Source organism: Pedobacter vanadiisoli (assembly GCF_042684385.1).
GTDB classification, from domain to species: Bacteria; Bacteroidota; Bacteroidia; order Sphingobacteriales; family Sphingobacteriaceae; genus Pedobacter; species Pedobacter vanadiisoli.
This window is the reverse complement of record NZ_JBHULL010000008.1, coordinates 527,164-550,031: the sequence shown is the minus strand read 5'-3', so window position 1 is coordinate 550,031 and position 22,868 is coordinate 527,164. Positions and strand designations below refer to the sequence as shown.

Annotated in this window: 24 protein-coding genes; 15 read left to right on the top strand and 9 right to left on the bottom strand. The window is 38.6% G+C overall.

Annotated features, from left to right (window positions below; all coding sequences use genetic code 11):
• The first annotated feature begins 66 nt into the window (after positions 1-66).
• From rsmI to ACFSR6_RS11045, 8 genes are all read left to right on the top strand, one after another.
• On the top strand, positions 67-780 hold the full coding sequence (gene rsmI / locus ACFSR6_RS11080) for a 16S rRNA (cytidine(1402)-2'-O)-methyltransferase (protein ID WP_379078649.1): 714 nt from the start codon (positions 67-69) through the stop codon (positions 778-780).
• Between the two features lie 39 nt (positions 781-819).
• Positions 820-1,461 (top strand): PH domain-containing protein, encoded by a 642-nt coding sequence (locus ACFSR6_RS11075; RefSeq protein WP_379078647.1) that lies wholly within the window; start codon positions 820-822, stop codon positions 1,459-1,461.
• A gap of 130 nt (positions 1,462-1,591) precedes the next feature.
• The gene (gene lnt / locus ACFSR6_RS11070; protein ID WP_379078645.1) at positions 1,592-3,220 is read left to right on the top strand and encodes an apolipoprotein N-acyltransferase; all 1,629 of its coding nucleotides are present in this window, start codon (positions 1,592-1,594) and stop codon (positions 3,218-3,220) included.
• Positions 3,213-3,674: a DinB family protein gene (locus ACFSR6_RS11065; RefSeq protein ID WP_379078643.1), complete on the top strand. Its 462-nt coding sequence runs from the start codon at positions 3,213-3,215 to the stop codon at positions 3,672-3,674. The genes lnt and ACFSR6_RS11065 overlap by 8 nt, the downstream gene beginning before the upstream one ends.
• A gap of 5 nt (positions 3,675-3,679) precedes the next feature.
• Complete coding sequence (gene lspA, locus ACFSR6_RS11060; protein ID WP_379078641.1) at positions 3,680-4,186, top strand: signal peptidase II; 507 nt, start codon at positions 3,680-3,682, stop codon at positions 4,184-4,186.
• A 125-nt stretch (positions 4,187-4,311) separates the two neighbouring features.
• Positions 4,312-5,061, top strand: a complete 750-nt coding sequence (locus ACFSR6_RS11055; protein ID WP_379078639.1) for a M57 family metalloprotease — start codon at positions 4,312-4,314, stop codon at positions 5,059-5,061.
• A gap of 199 nt (positions 5,062-5,260) precedes the next feature.
• The gene (locus tag ACFSR6_RS11050) at positions 5,261-5,677 is read left to right on the top strand and encodes an OsmC family protein (protein WP_379078637.1); all 417 of its coding nucleotides are present in this window, start codon (positions 5,261-5,263) and stop codon (positions 5,675-5,677) included.
• Positions 5,678-5,796: 119 nt separating this feature from the next.
• Complete coding sequence (locus tag ACFSR6_RS11045; RefSeq protein ID WP_379078635.1) at positions 5,797-6,249, top strand: hypothetical protein; 453 nt, start codon at positions 5,797-5,799, stop codon at positions 6,247-6,249.
• A 70-nt stretch (positions 6,250-6,319) separates the two neighbouring features.
• Here the strand turns inward: ACFSR6_RS11045 and ACFSR6_RS11040 are convergent, their stop codons facing one another.
• Together ACFSR6_RS11040 and ACFSR6_RS11035 are read right to left on the bottom strand one after the other, a co-directional pair.
• Positions 6,320-7,960 carry an NAD+ synthase gene (locus ACFSR6_RS11040; protein WP_379078633.1) on the bottom strand — a complete coding sequence of 547 codons (1,641 nt, stop codon included), beginning with the start codon at positions 7,958-7,960 and terminating at the stop codon, positions 6,320-6,322.
• Positions 7,961-8,009: 49 nt separating this feature from the next.
• Complete coding sequence (locus ACFSR6_RS11035; protein ID WP_379078631.1) at positions 8,010-8,684, bottom strand: porin family protein; 675 nt, start codon at positions 8,682-8,684, stop codon at positions 8,010-8,012.
• Positions 8,685-8,713: 29 nt separating this feature from the next.
• Between ACFSR6_RS11035 and gldB the strand changes: the two genes are divergently transcribed.
• From gldB to ACFSR6_RS11015, 4 genes are all read left to right on the top strand, one after another.
• Entirely contained in the window at positions 8,714-9,748 is a 1,035-nt protein-coding gene (gene gldB / locus ACFSR6_RS11030; RefSeq protein WP_456238599.1) for a gliding motility lipoprotein GldB, read from the top strand.
• Positions 9,749-9,794: 46 nt separating this feature from the next.
• Positions 9,795-10,568: a patatin-like phospholipase family protein gene (locus tag ACFSR6_RS11025; RefSeq protein WP_183765539.1), complete on the top strand. Its 774-nt coding sequence runs from the start codon at positions 9,795-9,797 to the stop codon at positions 10,566-10,568.
• Between the two features lie 313 nt (positions 10,569-10,881).
• Positions 10,882-11,676 (top strand): M12 family metallopeptidase, encoded by a 795-nt coding sequence (locus ACFSR6_RS11020; protein WP_379078627.1) that lies wholly within the window; start codon positions 10,882-10,884, stop codon positions 11,674-11,676.
• A gap of 42 nt (positions 11,677-11,718) precedes the next feature.
• The gene (locus ACFSR6_RS11015) at positions 11,719-12,669 is read left to right on the top strand and encodes a hypothetical protein (RefSeq protein ID WP_379078625.1); all 951 of its coding nucleotides are present in this window, start codon (positions 11,719-11,721) and stop codon (positions 12,667-12,669) included.
• Positions 12,670-12,727: 58 nt separating this feature from the next.
• On the opposite strand, the gene ACFSR6_RS11010 is transcribed toward ACFSR6_RS11015, so the two are convergent.
• The 4 genes from ACFSR6_RS11010 to ACFSR6_RS10995 form a co-directional block, all read right to left on the bottom strand.
• Positions 12,728-13,444, bottom strand: a complete 717-nt coding sequence (locus ACFSR6_RS11010) for a 2-phosphosulfolactate phosphatase (RefSeq protein WP_379078623.1) — start codon at positions 13,442-13,444, stop codon at positions 12,728-12,730.
• 84 nt (positions 13,445-13,528) lie between these two features.
• A complete protein-coding gene (gene gcvT, locus ACFSR6_RS11005) occupies positions 13,529-14,608 on the bottom strand; it encodes a glycine cleavage system aminomethyltransferase GcvT (RefSeq protein ID WP_379078621.1) in 1,080 nt (359 codons plus the stop codon).
• Positions 14,609-15,218: 610 nt separating this feature from the next.
• Positions 15,219-16,421 carry a glycosyltransferase family 4 protein gene (locus ACFSR6_RS11000; protein WP_379078619.1) on the bottom strand — a complete coding sequence of 401 codons (1,203 nt, stop codon included), beginning with the start codon at positions 16,419-16,421 and terminating at the stop codon, positions 15,219-15,221.
• A 22-nt stretch (positions 16,422-16,443) separates the two neighbouring features.
• Positions 16,444-17,052, bottom strand: coding sequence for a ribonuclease HII (locus ACFSR6_RS10995; RefSeq protein ID WP_379078617.1), 609 nt, complete (start codon positions 17,050-17,052; stop codon positions 16,444-16,446).
• Between the two features lie 280 nt (positions 17,053-17,332).
• Here ACFSR6_RS10995 and ACFSR6_RS10990 point away from each other — a divergent pair, with 280 nt between their 5' ends.
• The 3 genes from ACFSR6_RS10990 (at position 17,333) to ACFSR6_RS10980 (ending at position 19,000) form a co-directional block, all read left to right on the top strand.
• A complete protein-coding gene (locus ACFSR6_RS10990) occupies positions 17,333-17,671 on the top strand; it encodes a TfoX/Sxy family protein (RefSeq protein ID WP_379078615.1) in 339 nt (112 codons plus the stop codon).
• A gap of 77 nt (positions 17,672-17,748) precedes the next feature.
• On the top strand, positions 17,749-18,357 hold the full coding sequence (locus tag ACFSR6_RS10985; protein ID WP_379078613.1) for a hypothetical protein: 609 nt from the start codon (positions 17,749-17,751) through the stop codon (positions 18,355-18,357).
• A 112-nt stretch (positions 18,358-18,469) separates the two neighbouring features.
• The gene (locus ACFSR6_RS10980) at positions 18,470-19,000 is read left to right on the top strand and encodes a DUF4251 domain-containing protein (RefSeq protein WP_379078611.1); all 531 of its coding nucleotides are present in this window, start codon (positions 18,470-18,472) and stop codon (positions 18,998-19,000) included.
• A gap of 112 nt (positions 19,001-19,112) precedes the next feature.
• On the opposite strand, the gene ACFSR6_RS10975 is transcribed toward ACFSR6_RS10980, so the two are convergent.
• From ACFSR6_RS10975 to dnaG, 3 genes are all read right to left on the bottom strand, one after another.
• The gene (locus tag ACFSR6_RS10975; RefSeq protein ID WP_379078609.1) at positions 19,113-20,156 is read right to left on the bottom strand and encodes a glutaminyl-peptide cyclotransferase; all 1,044 of its coding nucleotides are present in this window, start codon (positions 20,154-20,156) and stop codon (positions 19,113-19,115) included.
• A gap of 16 nt (positions 20,157-20,172) precedes the next feature.
• Entirely contained in the window at positions 20,173-20,538 is a 366-nt protein-coding gene (locus tag ACFSR6_RS10970; RefSeq protein ID WP_379078608.1) for a YraN family protein, read from the bottom strand.
• 261 nt (positions 20,539-20,799) lie between these two features.
• Positions 20,800-22,782: a DNA primase gene (dnaG, locus tag ACFSR6_RS10965; protein WP_379078606.1), complete on the bottom strand. Its 1,983-nt coding sequence runs from the start codon at positions 22,780-22,782 to the stop codon at positions 20,800-20,802.
• Positions 22,783-22,868: the final 86 nt, after the last annotated feature.

Genomic DNA, 22,868 nt, shown 5'->3' with positions numbered 1-22,868 from the left:
TTGGAGTTTGGGGTAAGGAGTTTGGAAAAAACTGCAAACCGTTAACTGCAAACTGCAGACTGGATTATGGATGGCAAACTATTTCTTGTACCTACGCCAATAGGCAACCTGGAGGATATGACCTTCAGGGCAATCCGGATATTAAAAGAGTGCGATTTGATTTTGGCTGAAGATACCCGTACAAGCGCCCCCATGCTCAAGCATTTCGGGATTGATAAAAGAGTTTTTGCCCATCACCAGCATAATGAACATAAAGCCACTTCAGAAATTATCAGATTTTTAAACGAAGGACAGCAAATTGCCCTGATTTCGGATGCGGGTACGCCAGCCATTTCCGATCCGGGTTTCTTTCTTGTACGCGAAGCCATTAAAAACAACATTGCCGTAGAATGTTTGCCAGGTGCAACTGCTTTTGTACCGGCTTTGGTAAACTCGGGCCTACCTGCCGATTCATTTTGTTTCGAAGGTTTTTTACCCGTTAAAAAAGGCCGGCAAACCAAATTCAAAAAACTGACTGAAGAAGAACGTACCATTATACTTTATGAAAGTCCGCACCGTTTATTAAAAACTTTAGAAGAGTTTGCCCAATATTTAGGTGCTGAGCGGCAGGCATCGGTAAGCAGGGAGCTGACCAAAATGTTTGAGGAAACCGTAAGGGGTACTTTAGCTGAAATAAAATCACATTTTGAAAACAATACTTTAAAAGGAGAATTTGTAATTTGCATAGCGGGTAAACCGGCTACAAAGAACAAAAACAAATATGATGATGCCGAAGATTAGCATCTGAACATAAACCACACATCAATTTTAAAAAATATTATGATTAGTATAGATAGATTTCTGAGCGACGAGCAAGACCCTAAAGCGGTTGAAAAGGTGATTGGAAAATTAAACGATCTTTTAACCAATGGAGAAGAGATTTTATATCTGGCCGTACAGAAAAAACCTGCAGTAAACTTACTACCAGATAGTATCGCGATTTCGAACAAAAGGATTTTTTACTGCGAGCCGGGCAACCTGGGCTTAACCATGAACTTTAAAGATATTTCTTGGAAAAGCATTAAAGAAGTTTCGTTTAAAGAAGAGTTTTTTGGTTCTAAATTTATCTGTGTACCACAGCATGGCGAAAATATAGTAACCGAATTTATTCCAAAGGTACAGGCGCGCAAATTGCACCAGGCCGCAAACCAGCAGTTGGAAGAATATAAAGAAATGTTGCGTCAGCAAAAGCTCGAAGAAAACAGAGCAACTGCTTCTCCGATCAGTTTTAATGCACAACCTGTTGCCGAAATTCCCGTACCGGAACCAGAACAACCGGTTATCCAGATTGCCGAAGTAGTAGAAGAAGCCGAAGACGAAACAACTTTGAAACTACGCAAGCTTAAAACTTTGTACGATAAACACCTGATTACGCAGGAAGAATACGAAGCCAAAAAAGCAAATATTTTAGATAGTTTATAAGTCAACCCCTGTCATGCTGAGGCACGAAGCATCTTTAACATAACCGTACTGCACTTACGTTTAACAAAAACAAGGTCAGTTTTCTGTCGCATAGAGATTCTTCCTGCGTCAGAATGACAAGTATTCTTATATGAAATCTAAACAAACCTACTTCCTCGCCCTTTTAAGTGCATTTTTATTGTGGCTGGCCTGGCCACCTATGCCATTTACCACGCCATTACTATTAATCGGGTTGGTACCTTTGCTCATCGCAATTGATCATATTGCTGGCAGTAATATCAAAAAAGCAGGCAAAAGGATTTTCCTTACTGCGGGTTTAACTTTCTTAACCTGGAATACAGCAGCTATTTATTGGGTTTACAACGCCATAAGCGCATATAATAACCCCATTGTGGCTATTCCGGTTTCATTAATCCCCTATGGTTTAGGTGCGCTTTTAATGACTTTTTCGGTTTGGCTGTATTACCGTTTGAGCAGGTATGTGAATAAAACGGTGGCTTATATTGGTCTGATTTCCTTTTACATTGCGCTCGAATATTTGCAGCAAACCTGGGACCTGGCGTTCCCCTGGATGACTTTAGGTAACGGATTAGCAGGCATGCACCAGCTGGCACAGTGGTATGATTATACCGGGGTTTACGGCGGATCACTCTGGATTTTAACCAGCAATATCCTGGCTTTTGAAGCTTACAAAAAACTAAAAACACAAACCGGCTATTTAAAGTACAGACCTTTGGGTATCTGGGCATTAGTGGTTATCATTCCGGTGGCCATATCGTTAACCAAATACTTTACAGCCGAACAGAAAGGAACACCCAGCAATGTAGTAGTCGTTCAGCCGAATATTGATCCCTATCAAAAACTGGAAATCATTCCCGCCGCTGATCAAATAAAAATTTTAACCCGTCTTTCCGATTCAATCGCACAACCTAATACCGAGTATTTTATCTGGCCAGAAACAGCCATTCCTAATTATGCGGATGAAGATAGGATCAGAAGCAATAATGATTTCATTAACCTGCAAAGCTTTTTATCAAAATATAAAAATGGCACATTAATTACAGGTATAGAAAGCATTAAAATTTATCAGGATAAAAAAACAATAACCTCAAAGTTTGATAATCGGCAGGGCGTTTACTTTGATAATTTTAACACTGCCATGCAAGTAGAAAATTCGGCAAACGTACAGTTTTATCATAAATCTAAATTGGTGCCGGGTGTAGAAAAAATGCCCTTTCCAAAGGTGTTTTCATTTTTAGATGGTGTTTTTGCACAATTGGGCGGAACAGTTGGCGGCTGGGGCTGGCAGGAGAAACCCAGTGTTTTATATGCACAAAGCGGCATAGGTGCCGCACCTGTTGTTTGCTACGAAAGCCTGTGGGGCGATTGGATTGGCGAACAGGTAAAAGATGGCGCACAGTTTATCGCTGTAATTACCAATGATGGCTGGTGGGGAAATACTTCAGGTAAAGACCAGCATGAAATGTATGCCAAACTCAGGGCGATAGAAACGCACCGCGATGTGGCGCGCTCGGCCAATACCGGCATTTCGTGCTTCATTAACCAGCGTGGCGATATTACCCAAAGCACCAAATGGTGGACAAGAACCGCCATAAAGGCCAACATTAACCTGAATGACGAAATAACCTTTTATACCAAAAGCGGTGATATTATTGCAAAATTCCTGAGCCTTTTAGCGCTTCTTTTAGCTTTAATTATTCCATATAAAAAATGGATCAGAAAACCAGGCCATGCTTAAACAACAATACGAATATGTTTTATCTTCCAGAAATAGCCTTTTAACTTATATCAGTACCATTTCCGAACAGGATTTTTTAACCGATAACAGTTCATTTGGCCGGGGATCTATCAGAAATTTACTGGTGCACATCTGCCAAACTTATTGTGCCTGGATAGGCGAAAGGGCATTAGGCATTAAACAGGATTTTTTACCTTTCGAAAATTACCGAACCTTAAGCGATTGCCTAAGCTATTTTGCCCTGGTAGATGAATATATTGGTTTATTTACCGAAAAATTTAAAGGAAATGAACTGCTGCAAATTGAACTGCAAAGAAATGGGGAATCTTTAGTTGTAAATCCATTAAAGTTGTTTACCCATGTGATTACGCATGAATTTCATCACAAAGGACAAATCATGTCGTTAAGCAGGCATTTAGGCTACACTCCGGTTGATGCCGATATTATCAGATAAAAAATATGCAAAAAATAAAAACCTTGCGCTGGTCAGTATTGCTCTTATTATTAGCCTTAAATTTTGGCTGCGACCAGATATCCAAAAAAATTGTCCGCGCCAACATCAGCGATTACGAACACATCAGCATTATTAAAGGCCACTTTACCTTAACTAAAGTAGAAAATACAGGTGCATTTTTAAGCTTAGGGGATGAAATGCCTTACATTTTCAGATTAGTCATTTTAACAGGGTTGCCGCTGTTATTTTTGGGCTATGGCTTGTATTTTCTCTTTGCCAAACGTAATTTAACTATAACGATGCAAATTGCGCTGTGCTTTCTGATAGGTGGCGGTATAGGCAACCTGTACGATCGGATTGTACATGGATCGGTCACTGATTTTATGCATATGGATTTTTACCTCTTCCAAACAGGGGTTTTTAATTTTGCTGATATCTCGATTATGATTGGCATCGGAATTTTGCTTATCCAGTCCATTAAAAATAAAGCAGTTCAGCAAGAAATAGATTAGGAGTGTCAGTATCGCAATAGACTAATTAAAAATACAAACTTATTTATTAAAAATACATATTTGTATTTTTTGTATTATATTTAGCTATATAATACCTATTACGATCTAAACTAAAAACCTAAACTATGAAAACCTTATTAAAAAAAGCGGCTTTGATCGCATTGCTATCAGCAGTCATCATCTCCTGTAAGAAAAAAAATGAAATCCCGGCCGAGCCCGAAACCCAAACTACCCAAAATCAAAAAGTTCTTGCTTACATCAAAAATCTTGGATTTACTGATGCGCAGATTGTAGAAAGTGGAGATAATTATGTAGTTGACGGAGATATTGTATTCAGCAAGAAAATGGAAGTTCCGGCAGATTATGGAAAAGCAATAACCGAACAATATTACAATGGTTATATTGTGACCAACAGCACCAATATCCGCGTTAAAATCGATCCTTCGATAACCAGTATGACCAGCGAAATTAATTCAGCAATCAATCAATGGAATACAGTGCCAAATTCAAAACTGAAATTTGTGATTACCACAGGTACGGTATACGACATCCTGATTAAAGTGGATAATACCATTGGAAGTTCTACTTGCGGACAAGCCTATTTATCAACATCAAATGGTAAAGCCGGAAATACCATCTGGATCAATCAGGCCCTTATCCAAAACAATTCTCTTGCACAGCGCACAAGAACCATTACACACGAATTTGGCCATACCATTTCATTTAAGCACACCAACCAATCTACAACAACCAATGTTCCCGGTGTTGGCGGAACAGATGCACTATCACTCATGAATGGTGGTCAATGTGGAAGTGGAGCCACTGTTTTATCAGCAAAAGATAAACAAGCTACCGCAGTATTGTACCCTTTATAATAATTAAAAATCAGATAAAACAACCGAAAAGGTCGTAATAAAAAAGAAGCTGTTTTTCGAAGCAGCTTCTTTTTTTTAAACCGCTTTAGATAGGATTTTTGAAATATTTAATACGAGAATTTCTTAATAAAGAATTATCATCTTTAACCAAACATATCTTTATCTTTAGCTGTTAACAATTTAAAAACAAAATCTGATCATGAAAAGAAATGCAACAGCCGTATGGCAAGGTTCTATCAAAGAAGGTAATGGTAAAATCACTACACAAAGCACTACTTTAAATAATACTCAATATTCTTTTAATTCGCGCTTTGCAGAAGGTGTTGGAACAAACCCGGAAGAATTAATTGCTGCTGCACACGCAGGCTGTTTTACTATGAAATTATCTGCTAATTTAACTGAAGCAGGATTTACAGCCGATAAACTGGAAACCAAATGTGAAATTAACCTGGATCCATCAAAAGGTGAAATCGTAGAATCGCATTTAACTTTAACAGCTTCTGTACCTGGTTTAACACAGGAAAAATTTGATGAACTGGTAGCAGATGCAGAGAAAAACTGCCCGATCTCTAAATTATTGAATACAACCATTACGGTTGACGCTACTTTAGCATAAGAATATCTTTAACCAATAAGCGTCATTTGGGAGCATTTGCAAACCCCAGATGACGTTTTTTTTTGCATTAAACCTCAACACTTTGTTAAAAATATATAACTTAGTAAAAACGCAACTCAATGAAGGGATCATTCTTATTTCTCGGCACTATATTATGCTTAAGCAGCTGCATCCGCATTAGCAGCAAAAAAGAATTGGTAATCAGCTCTGTTCCTGCTGCCAGCTCCTCTCATTTAAACCTTACTTCTGTTTCGGAGGAAGAACTTTTTCACATAGCCTGTTTTAATAATGATACTGCTCTTGTAAAGGCCGCTGTAGCAAAATTAACCAATCAGGAAAACCTATTTCATGTTGCCTGCTTTAACACTGAAGTAACTATAAGGAAAATTGCTGTTGATAAACTAAAAGATGAATCCAACCTTTTCCATATTGCTGTGTTTGATAAAGATGCCGCCACCAGAAAGCTTGCCGTAAGCAAAATAAATAATGCGCTGCACCTTAACCACATTATTGCAAATGAACAAGACGGTGAAATCAGGAAGTTGGCACAAAATCAGCTTCAGCAGAATTAAACTGTTCTTCGGTAAGCCATTGAACAATCCCGACAATTGAACAATTTAAACTTTAAAACCTTTCAACCTTCTAAGCCATATACTTTCCAACAATTGGCATTCTTCTTCCCATACCAAATGCTTTAGGCGATACCCTTAAAATTGGGGGTGTTTGGTAACGCTTAAATTCAGCAATATTGACCATCTTTAATATGCGCTGCACCAAAGCTTCGTCGAAACCCTGTGCAATAATTGCTTTGGATCCTTGTTTCTTTTCAATATGCTGGTACAATATTTTATCGAGGATTTCGTACTCAGGCAGGGAATCAGAATCTTTCTGATCAGGCCTCAATTCTGCCGAAGGTGGTTTAACAATGGTATTAAGCGGAATAATTTCCCTTTCCTTATTGATGTATCTGGCCAATTCAAAAACCTGCATTTTATACACATCTCCAATTACCCCGATAGCACCGCACATATCGCCATACAAAGTGCCATAACCTACCGCACATTCACTTTTGTTTGAGGTATTAAGTAAAATATAACCAAATTTATTGCTCATGGCCATGTTAATAATCCCCCTGATCCGGGCCTGAATGTTTTCTTCTGCAAGATTAAATGGTAAACCTTTAAAAGCTGGCGCCAGAATATGGTCAAAAGCATCGGCAACTTCTTTAATCGGCACAATTTCGTGCATACAGCCAATATTATTCACCAGGTCTAAAGCATCCTGAACGGAATGGTCTGAAGAAAATTTGGAAGGCATTAAAACTGCCATTACATTTTCTGGTCCTAAAGCGCGACAGGCCAGTGCACAAACTACAGCCGAATCAATTCCACCAGACAAACCTAAAACCGCTTTACTGAAACCTGATTTTCTGAAATAATCTTTAATACCCAATATCAACGCATCATGAATCTGCTCAATATCTGTTAATCTTTCAGCTTTTGGATATTTATTATGAACACTTTCAATCTCATCTAAATCAAAAACCTGGAGATCTTCTTTAAAGTACTTCATTTCTGCCTTCATTTCGCCATCGGCATCAAAAACCAATGAACCACCATCGAAAATAATTTCGGTTTGCGCCCCCACCTGGTTTACATAAAATACAGGTAAATGATATTTTTTAGCATTATCTGCCAATACCTGTATGCGCTCATCGTCATGGGTATAAGAAAACGGAGAAGCCGCAATATTGATCATTACATCAGGCTGTTCTTTAATCAGCTCATCCATTGGATTTGATACATACAACGGATTGTCGTTGATATTCCACAAATCTTCGCAAATGGTTAAGGCAATTCTTTTACCCTTAAAATCGATACAGTTAAATTGTGTGGCAGGTTCGAAATAGCGGTATTCATCAAACACATCGTAAGTTGGCAGCAATGCTTTTTTAACAACAGCCTTAATTTTTCCTTCTTCTATAAAATAGGCTGCATTAAACAGGTCTTTTCCCTGTAACACGTCGTTTTTAATTGGCAGACCAACAATGCAGGCAATGCCTAAGCAATGTTTGGCTATTTCCTGGGCAGCAGTTTCGCACAATACAATAAACTCATCAAACTCTAAAAAATCTCTTGGCGGATAACCACAGATAGCCAGTTCGGCAAAAACAACCAGATCAGCTCCTTTATCTTTGGCCAGTTTAATATTTTCGGTTATTTTTTGGGTATTGGCCTCGAAGTTTCCGATATGGTAATTAAGTTGTGCTAGTGCTATTTTCATGGCTAAAGTATCAAGTAGTGAAAACGATTATCAGGAAATATACCCCCGGTTAAAAGAATACCCCAAAATTAAGCGCGAGATAATGATTTCTAACATCTCTGGCTTTATCTGTTACAATATTAGTAAAACCGTTATTAAAAGTTAAACCGGCTACAATGCTGGTATTTCCTGAAACATCGAACTCACCACCGCCACCAATGATTAAGCCGGCACGGTAAAGTTTAATATAGTCTGATACATTTGAATTATCGCCAACAACCATTCCACCTGTTACGGCATCCTGTTTAGCGCTGATATTGAACGAATTAGATAAACCAAACTGTCCATACCAACGTTTACCATCTGCTTTTATGGTTTTTAACTTCACTGTTAATGGTAAATCTATATATTGCAATTTATATTTTAAATCGTAAGCTTTTGGTGCGGTACTGCCGCTGTTTGCATAATAAGGCAATACATTGGCCTCAGTACTTTTACCGTTTATCGATGTAATGGTTAGCGCAGTAGCAAAACTATAATTAGGGGCAAAATTGAAATCGCCTATCAATCCATAAGAAAAGCCTAAAGCCACACCATTGGTTTTTCCCTGTTCGGGTTTAATCCAGCCGAAAGTTGGTGTAGCGGTTAAACCTAACCTAAAGCCGTAATTGGTTAAAGAATAATTTTGTGCCCTTACGCCAAAACTTAACAGGGACAAAATTAAAATCGTCGATATTTTTTTCATGCTATGCTGTTTATATATATTTGTTCTACATGATGTATAACGTAAAACAGTGGCAAATTTATCTAATTTTTCTTTTTGCCATGGCATTTATTTCCTGCAGGCAAGGTAACCGGCCTGATGTAAGTAAAATACAGGTTGATATCAAGATCGAAAGATTTGATAATGAGCTGTTTTCAGGTAAAAACAAAAATATTACCGGAGTCGACCAACAGCTTCGTTCTAAATATGGCGTATTTTACGATGATTTTATCCACCGGATACTCGATAGCAGGTACTCCAGTACCGAGTCGCTGGCCAATTTATACCGCGACCAGGCCTATACCGATTTAACCAAAGAAGTGGATAGCGTTTTCCCCAACCTAAAACCACAGGAAGAGGGCTTAAATGAAACGTTCAAATATATAAAATACTACTACCCGAAGGCTAAAATCCCGAGATTTATTGCTTTTGCTTCTGGTTTTGCTTACCAAATGCCAGTAGGCGACAATTATCTTGGCATTGGCCTGGATATGTTTTTGGGCAAAGACAGTAAGTTTTATAAAGCCATTGTGCAAAGTGTACCCTTATACCTTTCGCGAAGATTTAGCCCTGAATACATTGTACCCCGTGTTGCCGAAACTTATTCACACGAAGAGCTTTTTAGCGAACCTGATGAAAACAGGACACTTTTATCTAAAATGATTTTTCAAGGAAAAATATTGTACTTTCTTGACCAGGTTTTACCTGAAAATATAGGCGATTCGACCAAAATCGGCTATACGCAGCAACAATTGGATTGGGTGCAAAATTTTGAAGGCGATATTTGGGCATATTTTTTGGAGAACAGCTTTCTGTATGAAACCGATTACCAAAAGATCCAGGTATTTTTATCTGAAGGACCTTTTACACCGGGTTTAGGAGAAAACAGAGATTCGGCCCCAAAATTGGGTGTATGGGTGGGTTGGCAGATTGTACGGAAATACATGAAAGAACATCCCGATGTTACCCTGCAGCAATTGATGGCCGATAACGATACACAGAAAATTTTAAATCAATCGAAGTATAAACCAAAACAACGGAAGTAGCTAGCAGTAGGCAGTTAACCAGTTCAAAACAATTAACCCAGAAAAAATGAGAGTTGGCATTGTATTATCAGGCGGAGGCATCAGGGGAATAGCACATTTAGGTGTTTTAAAGGCCTTTAGTAATTTGGGCATTACTTTTAGTCACATCAGCGGAACCAGTGCAGGTGCAATAGCAGGTGCTTTTTTTGCTGCTGGCATCGATCCGGAAGAAGGCTTGAATATTTTCCTAAAAACCAAACTCTGGCGCTTCGTTCGGCCGGCGGTTGGCTCTCTTGGACTGATTAATATCGAGAATACAGCCTTAATTTTAAAAGAATATTTCCCTGACGACACCATTGAGAAATTAAAAATTCCGTTAACTATCGCTGCTGTAAATTTTAGCGAAGGCCGCCTTGTTTATTTCACCAAAGGACCACTCATCAGGGCCATTCATGCCTCCAGCTGTATACCAGGCATTTTTAAACCCATTATGATTGATGGCCAGATGTATGTAGATGGTGGAATTTTAAATAATTTCCCTGTTGAACCTTTAATGGAAGATTGCGATTTCATTATCGGCTCATCTTGTAACCACCTTAAGCCTGTCGATAAAATTACGGGTATTACCAATTTAATGGGGCGTGCAGGTATTATGTCAATCAACCATGACATGGAAAGAAAGGCAAAATTTTGCAATGTACTGATCGAACCAAAAGGATTGGGCGCCATTAGCACCTTTGATATGAAACGGGCTGAAGATATTTATTGGCTGGCGCATGAAGAAGCCCTGATTACCATTAAGAATAGCCCTACAATTTCTGATCTGATCACCAAACCATAAAAAAATTAAAATGGATATACTTAAATATAAGTAGTATTAATACTACTTATATTGTATTCAAAATTAAATATTTAATTAGTGTTAAAGATACGCTAGTGAAATAAAAATATTACATTTCTTTTGGTGATTATGTAATATTATTTTACTTTAGGATTATGCTTGCTCCGGCAAAGTATATTAACCTAAACGTCTATTTATGTTTTTTAGTCTGATTATTCTTTTTCAACAGAGAAGAATTCCTGTTTTTACGATCTTCTAACTTGATTTTTTGTCAAACACAGATCATTAAATTTTTACCTAAAAAACCTAAAACATGAAATTCTTAAAATTAAATAAATCCCTATTTACCGCACTTGCATTAACAACAGTATTATTTGCCTGTAAGAAGGAAAAACCAACAGAAACAGCAGAACTGCAAAAACCTGAAACTTTAGCTGTTAATCCACTTGGCGATATCCGTATCTGTACAGAAAGATCTTTAGATGGTACCACTCCAAGAGGTGCAGTTTTAAAATCGACAAAATGGACTCCCGGAACCACTATAAAAGTGAGTTTAAATGGAAGCACAGCCGCTATCAGAGCAAAAGTGATCCAGTACGCCAAAGAATGGGAAAATTACGCCAACATTAAATTCAATTTCGTAACTAATGACAATACTGCTAAAATAAGGGTAAGTTTTGTAAGCGGAGATGGATCTTGGTCGTACATAGGAAAATCAACACCAAGCACCGGAGCGACCATGAACTTTGGCTGGTTAACTGCAAGTACAGCAGATTCTGAATATAGCCGTGTGGTCATCCACGAATTCGGTCATGCCTTAGGCTTGATCCACGAACACCAGCATCCATTAGTAGCTATTCCCTGGGATAAACCTGCTGTTTACGCTTATTATGCCGCAGCACCAAATTATTGGAGCCAGGCAGATGTAGATAATAACCTGTTTGCAAAATACAGCACTACCCAAACCAACTATAGCGCCTATGATAAAAATTCGATCATGCATTATGCAGTTCCAAACGAATTAACCATAGGCGATTTCGAAGTGGGATGGAATACCGTTTTATCACCTACTGATAAATCATTTATCGCTACGGTATATCCATTTTAGTAAATAAATTATTCGACACATAGTGGTTTAAACGACCACTATGTGTATTTTGCTGTTATAAACTTAAATACAGGTATGCTGATCGCTTTGCGTATTTCTCTTATCAAACAATTTCTGGCCTGCTTAATGCTCATTTTATTATACCAAAACGCATCTGCACAAGATAAGCGCCAAAAATGGGAGTTAAAGCCTTATGTCGGCATTCAGCAATCTAAGTTTAACTGGTCCATTGCAGGCAATGCAGATGGTACCAATCCGAATATATTATCAGAACTGATCTGGAAAGACCTTAAAGGGGTTAATTTCGGTTTAGATCTCAAATACCATATTACTGATAAGCTCAGTGTTAAAATCGCCAACCAATATAGTACCATAACCAAAGGTGAAGTAGAGGATACCGACTACGCAGATGATAACCGTCAAAATGCTTTTTATTTCGATCTGCTTAATGCAAATAAAGGTTATTTGTACCATGGAGGGCTACAGCTCAGCTACCAGCTATTAAAGTTTGGGCAGTTTAATATTCATCCAATTATAGGAGCTTCATACCATCAGCAGAAGTTTTTTCTGTTAGAAAGTGCAAGTAACCCCGACAGCAAGGGCTTAAACTCTACCTATGAAGCAAAATATAAAGGCTTCGATTTTGGTGCAGAATTTGTTCTTAAAATGCAGAAATTTAGCATTGGAGCCACTGTTTTGGGAGGTTTTTATACTTATTCGGCAAAAGCCAACTGGAATTTAATTCCTGACTTTGCAAAACCTGTAAGTTTTACACATAAAGCCAACTCTTTTTCATTAAATGGCGATATCAATCTGGTGGTGCCATTAAACAAATGCTTGCAGATAGAGGCTGACTATATGATCAATAACATCAACACCTACTCTGGTGTAGATAAAGCTTTTTTTAATAGCCGGCCAACAGAGGAAACTCAATTTAATGGTGCAAATTTCAGAAAAAATGCAATATTGCTCGGCTTAAAATTTAGTTTTTAGATTGACTTTCCACAGTTCATTTCCCTAGCTTGTAAACGAGAACTGTACGATAGAAACTTTAATTTTTTAAGGCTACAAGGCGCTCACCCTCCAATACCGGAATTGCTTTGCAAACATTCAATTGTAAACAAAAAACAACATCTTCCTCAATATTTAATTGTGCAAGGCGGTGACTATGAGAAGATTTGCGCAGGTATTTCCGCAGGTCATCTTTAGCTAAAAGGTATAAATCTTCTGCGGCTACACTCGAATCATCAAAATGTTCAAAATTTTGACGGAGTTTGTTCACAACCGCACCTGCAAATAAGGTATCTTCCAGGTTAAACTGATCTTTCCAGCCGGCACATAATAAAAGTACGTTTTTATCCTGGTTTTGCAGATAAGTACAAAGTGCATCCAAATTAAGAAACGATCCGATTACCACCTGATAAGCATTCTTTTGTGCCAAATGCAACGCTTTGGTTCCATTGGTTGTGGTAAGGACAACCGTTTTTCCTCCAACTTTTTCTTTTGTATAGGAGAAAGGTGAATTACCAAAATCATAGCCCGTTACCACTTCTCCGTTTCTTTCTGCTGCCAATAAAAATCCACTGTCGCGATAATTTAAACAATCCTCTACTTGAGCAACCGGGATAATCGCTTTGGCACCATTATCGATCCCATAAGTAATGGACGATGTAGCCCTTAAAATATCAATCACCACCACAATGCTTTCTTCTATATCGTATAAACCGATTAGTGCTGGCGTTAAACAAACTTCTATTTTTTTTGACATTTGAAGAGATTTGAGTATTGAGATATGAGATATGAGATTTGAAAGTCGAAACCGTCTCAAATCTCATATCTATTGTCTCAAATCTTATTTATAAAAAGGGAACTTAACTACTTTTGCTTTAATTGGCGTATTACGGATGAGGACAAAAACTTCTGTACCTTCTTTTGCGAAATCTTTTGCGACGTAACCCATACCGATTGCTTTTTGCAATGATGGTGCCTGCGTGCCAGAGGTTACTTTACCGATGATATTTCCTTCAGCATCAGCAATCTGGTAATCATGGCGCGGAATACCACGATCAATCATTTCGAAACCAACAAGTTTCTTTTGGATTCCAGCTTCTTTTTGCGCCAATAACGCCCCGGAGTTGGTAAAAGATTTAGAAAACTTGGTAATCCAGCCCAGCCCTGCTTCAATTGGCGAAGTAGTATCGTCAATATCGTTCCCGTACAGACAGAATCCCATTTCTAAGCGTAAAGTATCGCGGGCACCTAAACCAATCGGTTGAATATTATATGGTGCTCCAGCTTCAAAAATGGCATCCCAGATCTGGTTCGCGTACTGGTTTTCGAAATAAATCTCAAAACCACCTGCACCTGTATAACCTGTTGCAGAAATTACCACGTTATCAATGCCAGCAAAAGTACCTTTAACAAAAGTATAATATTCCATTGATGCCAGATCAACATCGGTTAAACTTTGCAAAGCATCTGCTGCTTTTGGACCTTGGATAGCCAGCAAAGAGGTTTGATCAGAAATATTGTGCATTTCAACCCCTTCGGTATTAAACTGCTGAATCCAGTTCCAATCTTTCTCGATGTTGGATGCATTGACCACCAACATGTAGGTTTTATCGTCTATTCTATAAACCAAAAGGTCATCTACAATACCACCATCCTGGTTTGGCAGACAAGAGTACTGAACTTTTCCATCGTATAATTTAGCGGCATCGTTACTGGTTACACGCTGGATCAGATCCAATGCTTTTTCTCCTTTAAGGATAAATTCGCCCATGTGGCTCACATCAAAAACACCCACACCATTACGAACAGTTGCATGTTCGGCATTAATACCTTCGTAAGTAACAGGCATATTATATCCTGCAAATGGAACCATTTTAGCGCCTAAAGCGATGTGTTTTTCTGTTAATGCGGTATTTTTCATCCGTGAACTTTATTTTTTTATGATAATGAAGCAGTTTTAGTTTGTTGATCAGCTTATTAAGCTGCAAATCGTACGTTTTCGCACGTATTCTTCCCGGGCGCAAAACTACTAAGAAAAAGACAAAATTCTGCGGTTAATTTAAAGGGAGTTTTTTATCGCACAAGATGCAATAAGAGTGACAATAGGCCATCCTTATTCATTGAGGTTCCGGGCAGTGCGAAAACGAAGCCAATAAAGCAAATACTGATTGATTGTGGAGCGCCTTGCCTGTACAAAACACCTTGTTCCATCGCGTTTTTGCTGATACGCTTCAGCCGCCAGCCTGTAACGGCCAGGGGCTAGGTGGCCAAAGCAGTATTTCATTTTTGGGGTTGTAACTTGCAGAAACCTTTGTTCCTAAACCCGATTGAGCGGAATAGCCCGGAACGCAGCGAGGACTATAAGCGAAAGCGGGACTACATGCCGCCAAGGGCTACTGAATGCTCATTTCCTAATATTTCATTCTCTGAAATGCCAACCGATAGGATAAAATAAAGAATTATAGTACATGAAGACACGGACCATGGTAATGACGATCCAGTTGAAAACATTAAAATCTATCCTGCCCAAGCTAGGCCTGTACCAACTCCTCGTAAATCTTCAACATTTTACCCGAGATTAGATGAACACCATGATCATTTTCTACAGTTTTCCGGGCGTTCTCTCCTATTTCTACCCAACGTTTAGGATTAATAATACACTGCAGAATAGAACGGTAAAATTCATCTGCAGAATCAGCAATTAAAATATCATGTCCGTGCCTGCAATTAATCCCTTCGGCAGCAGTAGTTGTAGCAATGATACATTTTTTCATGGCCATGCCTTCAATAATCTTAACCCGCATTCCGGTACCTGAAATTAATGGCACAATCATAATTGCCTTCGAATTCATAAACTCTACGGCATCAAAAACCTCACCCTCTACAATCAGGTTTTCCGAATCGTATTCGAAAAAATGTTTTTGCATATTTTTCCCTGCGATGTAAAAACGGAGGTCTTTGTTCAGCTTTTCTATATCCGGCCATATATCATCCAGAAACCATTCTAAACCTTCTTGATTGGGCCGCCAGTCCATTGCACCTAAATGGAAAAGCGTAGGGAAACTGGTTTTGGTTTTATCTATTTTGTATTTATCCAGATCGATGGCCACCGGAAAAACCGACATCGGCACCTCACAGCCAAATCGGAGTATGCTCTGTCTGTCAGGCTCGCTAATGGCAAAAATCTGGTGGAAACGGTTAATCTGATCGGTTTCGTAAGCTTTAAGTCTTTGAGCTAAAAATGCAAGATATTTACGCCGGATAAGAAATTTTTCCGAATGCGAAAGGCGTTCCCAAAGCGTAAATTCGATATTGTGTGCCCTGTAAATCAGTTTGGCGTTACTGTTAGCCTTCACCACATCCAGGTAAGGTACCACAAAAAGACCTTCGAACTGGATAATGTCGAAAGCATTTTCGCGTAGAACGTTTTCCAGTTGCCTCGCGGCATCTTCACTGTAGTAACGTGAAACGTTATACGATTCGTTGGTAAAAATGTTAAAAAACGCCGACCATATATTTACATCCGTATCCAAATCGTAGGTATGGTATTTAATCTGCTCAAAAATGGGATCATAAATATCTTCGATATCGATGCGGCCCTTTGTGGGGTTAAGGCTAAACAAAGTAATATCTGCACCAAGTTGTAGCAAGCCTTTTATGGTGTTGTAAACCACAATGGGATAACCACTATTTGGCGGAAATGGAATCCGCTTGGTAATCAACAGAATTTTCACAATGTGGTGAAATTACGAAATTTTAGGCGTTTTTTGAAAACAGGTCCAACTGTGGATCACTCACATTGAAGGTTCTGCGGTGAAAAGGCGACAGCCCGATCTCGATCACGGCTTTACGGTGTGCCGTTGTTGGATAACCTTTATTCTGCATCCAGTTATAATGTGGATAATCAGCATGCAGGTTGGTCATATATTCGTCGCGGTGTGTTTTGGCCAATATCGAAGCTGCTGCAATGTTCAGGTATTTACCATCGCCCTTAATAATACAACTGTGCGGAATCTGCGGATAAGCCTTAAACCGGTTGCCATCAATAACCAGGTATTGGGGTTGGGTATGCAATTTTTCAATTGCCCTGTGCATGGCCAGAAAAGAAGCATTTAAAATATTAATGCGGTCTATTTCTTCATGATCACAAGAGGCCACTGCCCAGGCTAATGCTTCCTGCTCAATAATTGGCCTTAATAGCGCCCGCTGATCATGCGATAACTGTTTCGAATCATTTAAACCCTCCAGCACAAAACCTTTTGGTAAGATTACCGCAGCTGCAAAAACAGGACCGGCAAGGCAACCTCTTCCAGCCTCATCACATCCAGCCTCTAATAATTCTTCCTGATAGCAGTTTAACAACATGTTACAAATTTACTGAAATAGAGATACTAAGGAAATTATTTTGTTCAATATCTTTTAAATCTTAATTTTAGGATAACTTGCTTGAAGTTATAATGAGAATAATATTTTAAAAGCACCTAGCCCCTATCGATCCGTCATGCTGAATTTATTTCAGCATCTTTTTAACATGAAAGACCCTGAAATAAATTCAGGGTGACGACCGCCTTAAAGAAAAGCCGGTTCAAACTGTCCAAAGGAAATATTAATTATCTAACTCATGTTAACACAAGAATTTTAAAGCATGAAATACAACGAAACCCTTGCCCTGCGTGTAGCCGAACGTTTACTGCACGTTGCCGATGTAGAAGAAAAACTGATGTTTAACGGATTGATATTTATGGTGAACGGCAAAATGTGTATTGGCATTTCGAAAAATGGCATGATGGTGCGGCTCGATCCGAATACCCTTGAAAATTTGTCTGATAAAGATGGCTGGGAACAAATGGTGATGGGCGGACGCCCGATGAAAGGTTACATTTCCGTTTCGGAGGATGTATTGATCCGAAATGATGAGCTCGATTTTTGGGTGAAACTTGCCCTCGATTTTAATCCTTTTGCTAAAGCCTCAAAGAAGAAATAGCATATAAATCATTAAATAGCTTAAAACTAGCAGGAACCATATTTTTTCATTATTTTTACTGGTCTAATCGAATATCAATGAAAAAAAGGGCTGTTATAGCAGCATTCCTGCTATTTACTTCATTTATTGTACTGGCTCAGGTAGAAACTACCACATTAACCGAAATACAGCAAGGGGCTGCAGTATCAAAAGCCAAGCTACCAAAAGGGCATTATTGCGAGTATTGTAAACTCAACTATCCCGAATCGCATTTTCCCTGCATTATGAAATCAATTAAAGGGAAACTTGACGCAGTAACCGGCGAGATCAATTTTACGGCCGGACAACCCATCAGTGGTATTGTGGTAAAGGGAAGTAAAGAAAACGGAGACTTACTTACACTAACGACCAACGAAAAAGGCGAAATAGAATTTAATAACACCGCCACCGGGAATTACAAATTTGTGGTTTCTGTGCCTTCAACCAATCCGAATTCGAGGGTAGCTGGTTCGCCAATTGGCGGTATAGTAGTTAAAGGAGGCAAAAAACCAAAGGATAGTTCAATTACATTAATTACTACTGAAAACGGACAAATTGAGCTCCAAAATATTCCGGCGGGGAAATATAAATTTACTGCACTGGGTGCTTCTGAAGATGAAAAAAACAACTCGTTGCTTAAATCGGTCTATTCGGAAAAAGTAAACTGATCATATCAATCATAAATTCGTTAAATTTACGCTAAGTTTCATTTTTTGGCACTGTTATGGAATCTTTCAAAACTGTGCATCTTTAAGTTGTTACACATTTAAAACACACATTATGAAACGTTTAAATTTAATATTGAGCCTTGGCTTTCTGGTGCTAGGCATTCAATCATTTGCCCAAACCGATAAAGAAACTACGGCAAAAATCGTAGCGGATAAAAATTATACTTTTGTTGCCAACACTGCCCTGCCAATGTCGAACAATGATATTAGTAGAGTATTGGCCATGATGCCGGGCAGTCAGTCTGGTTCTGCGATAAACCTGACCGGATCGCAATATGATGTGAAGGTTACCAAAGACAGTATAGTTGCTTACCTGCCCTATTTTGGACGATCTTTTTCTGCTCCGATGGATCCGACGCAAGGTGGCATTAGGTTTACTTCGAAAGATTTTACCTATACCGAATCGAAAAATAAAAAAGGTTTGTACACCATCCAGATTAACACCAAGGATGTAAAAAGAGAAAATTACCGGTTTACCATTAATATTTCTACCAATGGTTATGCTTCGCTAACCGCTAGCAGTGTAAATAAACAACCCATTGTTTTTAATGGTTATTTAGACGAACCGAAGAAAAAAGATTAAAATTTGTAATCTTGAGCCTGTCGAAGGACCTATTAAAATTCATATTAAGGCATTTCGATACTTCGTCAGGCTCAGTACAGGCTAAGCTCAATGTGACATGTCAATAACTAAATTATTTCTTCACCAGTTCGATCTGAAAAATGTGTGGCCATTTTTTGCCGGTAACCCAAAGCCTTTTACCGGCCTTATCGTAAGCAATTCCATTTAATACATTATTGGCTTTTTCATCTTCGGTTTTAAAATAATCTGCCGGTAACAGTCCCGATAAATCGATCTTGCTTTCAACGGCACCCGTTTCCGGGTTAATAATCATGATTTCATTGGTGGTATAAACGTTTGCATAAATTTTACCATCAATAATTTCAAGTTCATTCAGGTTTTGAATGGCTCCTTTATTATCAAAAACATCAATCGAACCAATTTTTTGATAGGTATCTTTATTCAGGAAAAAAATGGTATTTGAACCATCGGTATTAAATACCTTTTGCCCATCGAAAGCCAAGCCCCAGCCTTCCCTTCCAGTGGTATAAGAAAACTCAGCTAATTTCTTGAATGTAGCCTTATCATAAACAAAGCCCACTTTTTCGCGATAAGTTAACTGAATAATCTTGTTTCCTATTACGGTTATGCCTTCGCCAAAATACTGTTTGTCTAGATCTGTTTTCTGAAGAACTTTCCCGGTAGATGGATCGACCTTACGCAGGCTTGAGTGCCCATAATCGCCGGCACTTTCGTAGAAGAAACCATCATGATATTCTAAGCCTTCTACATAGGAAGCGGTATCGTGAGGCAGTGTTTTAATCACTTTATAGGTGTACTCGACCGGAGCCTGTGCAGCTAAAACATTAATATTTGAAGTTAAATCTTCTGATTTTCCATCACCAAATATTTTAGCTGTTATCAGGTGGTTGCCCAATTTCAAACCTTCGGTTTTAAGTTTAATAGCCGAAGTATCGGCTTTTGAAATCATTTTAACAGTATCGATCAGGTAAACTACAGAATCTACTTTTTGCTCGGTCCCAAACTGTAATTTAACATCAAACTCCTTTCCTGACGGTACATTAAGACCTGTCATTGGTGAAAGAAAGCTACGGTAAGTAGTTTTAGAGCTGTCTTTGCAAGCGCTCGCAAATGCCAGCACGGTTGCAATGAACATAAAATTTTTAATCGGGTTAATCTTCAGGCCAAAACGCATCTTCTATATGGTTTAAATTATAATTTTTATTTTTTGTAAATGTAATGGCAATAATATCAAAGCGGATATCATTTTCATGCTTCATCAGGTCAATATAGGCATTAGCCGCCAATTCCATCTGTATTTGTTTCGCTTTATGTACAAATTCTTCTGGTTGGCCAAATGTAACCGAACTCCGCGATTTAACCTCGACAAAAATCATGATCCCGTTTTTATATACGATTAAATCAATTTCAGCTTTGCCATGGGTCCAGTTTTCATCCAAAACCTCATATCCATGATCTTCGAGATATTGTTTGGCAATTTTTTCGCTTTCTTTACCTAAATCGTTATGGAGCGCCATAGCTTAAATAGTTATTGAATTAGAGAATGAATTTTGGAGGATTGAGTTTTTAATTAATAAATGAGTTTGAATGCATGAACTTATAACTTCTTTATTACATAATGATCAACTGAAAAATCGTCATTTCGAGCAGCATCCAACGAAGTCGAGAACCAACCTCCTAGTGTTCAGCGAAGCTAAATCTGCCTCAAAATAGATCTCTCCGCTCCCCTATGCTCCGGTCGAGATGACAACTTTTTTAGAATGTATGTCTTTTGTAGTTTACTTAACAATAACCGAACCTAAAAACTTCGAAATCTCTCTTTCTACCCCTTTAATTACACCATAACGCTGCATTAAAATCATCTGGTTATCCTCGTTCTTTTCTTCTTTGATTTCTTTTAAAAGATTCATCAATATCTTCTCTACCTTTCTTTTTTTCAAGTGGAAAATTCCCCCCAGAATAGTGGCTTTTAAATTCATCGATTCGTCTTTAACGTAGATAAGGTGTTTATTCAACCAGTTTTCGCTTAAAGTATGCTCAGATGTTGAAAGTGTAATGGCCAAATCAGCAATTGACCTATCCTCGTGTTTAATAAAATAGTTCGATGTTGGTAAACGGCCATTATCTATTTCGGTTTTATAATAATCTATAATCTGTTTACAAAGGGGATCATCGAATTCAACATCAGCAAGATTCTGCATAATAAACGGACCGATGTACATATCGTCTATTTTATCCCAGTTTACAAATTCGTGCCCGTAAGCCAATAAAAGCCGTACGATTTCCTTCTCCTGGAATTCTTCCTCTTCTACGGACGGTTGTTCGTAGCCCATAGGACCGGCACTATCATCCCATAAATCATCGGGCGGACCAAGCAGCTCTGGCGGGCCGGAAGAATATGGCTTAGCACCTGCTGCAGAATGTGCCTTTTGGTTGTTGTCGAAGTTTTTCTTCAGCTTGGCCGAGCGCATTTTATTCAGCTCACCCAATAAAATATGCTCATCAATTTCAAGCAAACTACTGCATTCGCGTATAAAAACCGAAGCTTTGATCTGATCGGGGATTTTGGCAATACTTTCTACAATATCGCGGATAATGCCTGCTCGTTTAATAGGATCGTTGCCAGCATCTTTAAGCAGCACATTTGCCTTATATAAAATAAAATCTTTTCTGTTCTGTTCGAGATAGCTTTTAAAAGCCCCAGCACCAACGTGGTGCATATACGAATCAGGGTCGTGACCATCGGGGAAGGAAACAATTTTTACGTTCAAACCTTCTTCCAAAATCATATCCAAACCACGCAGTGAGGCTTTAATACCTGCAGCATCGCCATCAAACAAAATGGTAATGTTTTGGGTAAAACGGCCAATCAGTTTGATCTGCTCTACGGTTAACGAGGTACCGGAAGAAGCAACCACATTTTCAATCCCGGCCTGATGTACAGAAAGCACATCGGCGTAACCTTCGGCAAGGTAACAGTTATCGAGATCCCGAATGGCTTTTTTAGCATGAAATAACCCGTAAAGTACATTCGATTTGTGATAAATTTCACTTTCGGGCGAGTTTACATATTTAGGAACATTTTTATCGGTTTTAAGCGTTCTGCCACCAAAACCTATAATCCTGCCCGTAAAATTATGGATCGGAAACATTACACGGCCACGGAAACGATCGTAAATTTTACCGTTATCATTTTTGATCGATAGTCCCGTAGATTCCAGAAATTCTAATTTATGCCCCTGGCCGGTAGCGCTTTGTGTTAGTGCATCCCAAACATCGGGCGAATAACCCACTTCGAATTTTTTAAGTATATCTTCCCTAAAACCGCGTTCTTTAAAATAATTTAAACCAATTCCCCTGCCTTCCTCGGTATCCCACAGCTGCTTTACGAAAAAAGATGAAGCATATTGCGAAACAATATACAGGCTTTCTTTAGCGCTCTGTGTTTCTGCATCCTGAGGGCTTAGTTCAGTTTCTTCAACTTCTATGTTGTATTTATTGGCTAAAAACTTGAGCGCTTCAGGATATGAATATTTTTCATGATCCATAATAAAGCGTACCGAATCGCCCCCTTTGCCACAACCAAAACATTTGTAAATGCCCTTGGTTACGGATACATGGAAGGAAGGTGTTTTTTCGCCATGGAAAGGACAATTACCGATTAAACTGGTTCCGCGTTTTTTCAGGTGCACAAAATCTCCAACTACCTCCTCAATGCGGGCGGTATCCATTATCTTATCTATCGTTTCGCGGTTTATCATATGCGCTCTGCTCTTTCCTCTTCTTACCACAAAGATAACGGAGAAAAAACACAAAGCACACAGAGAAAATTTCTTTATGTGCTTTG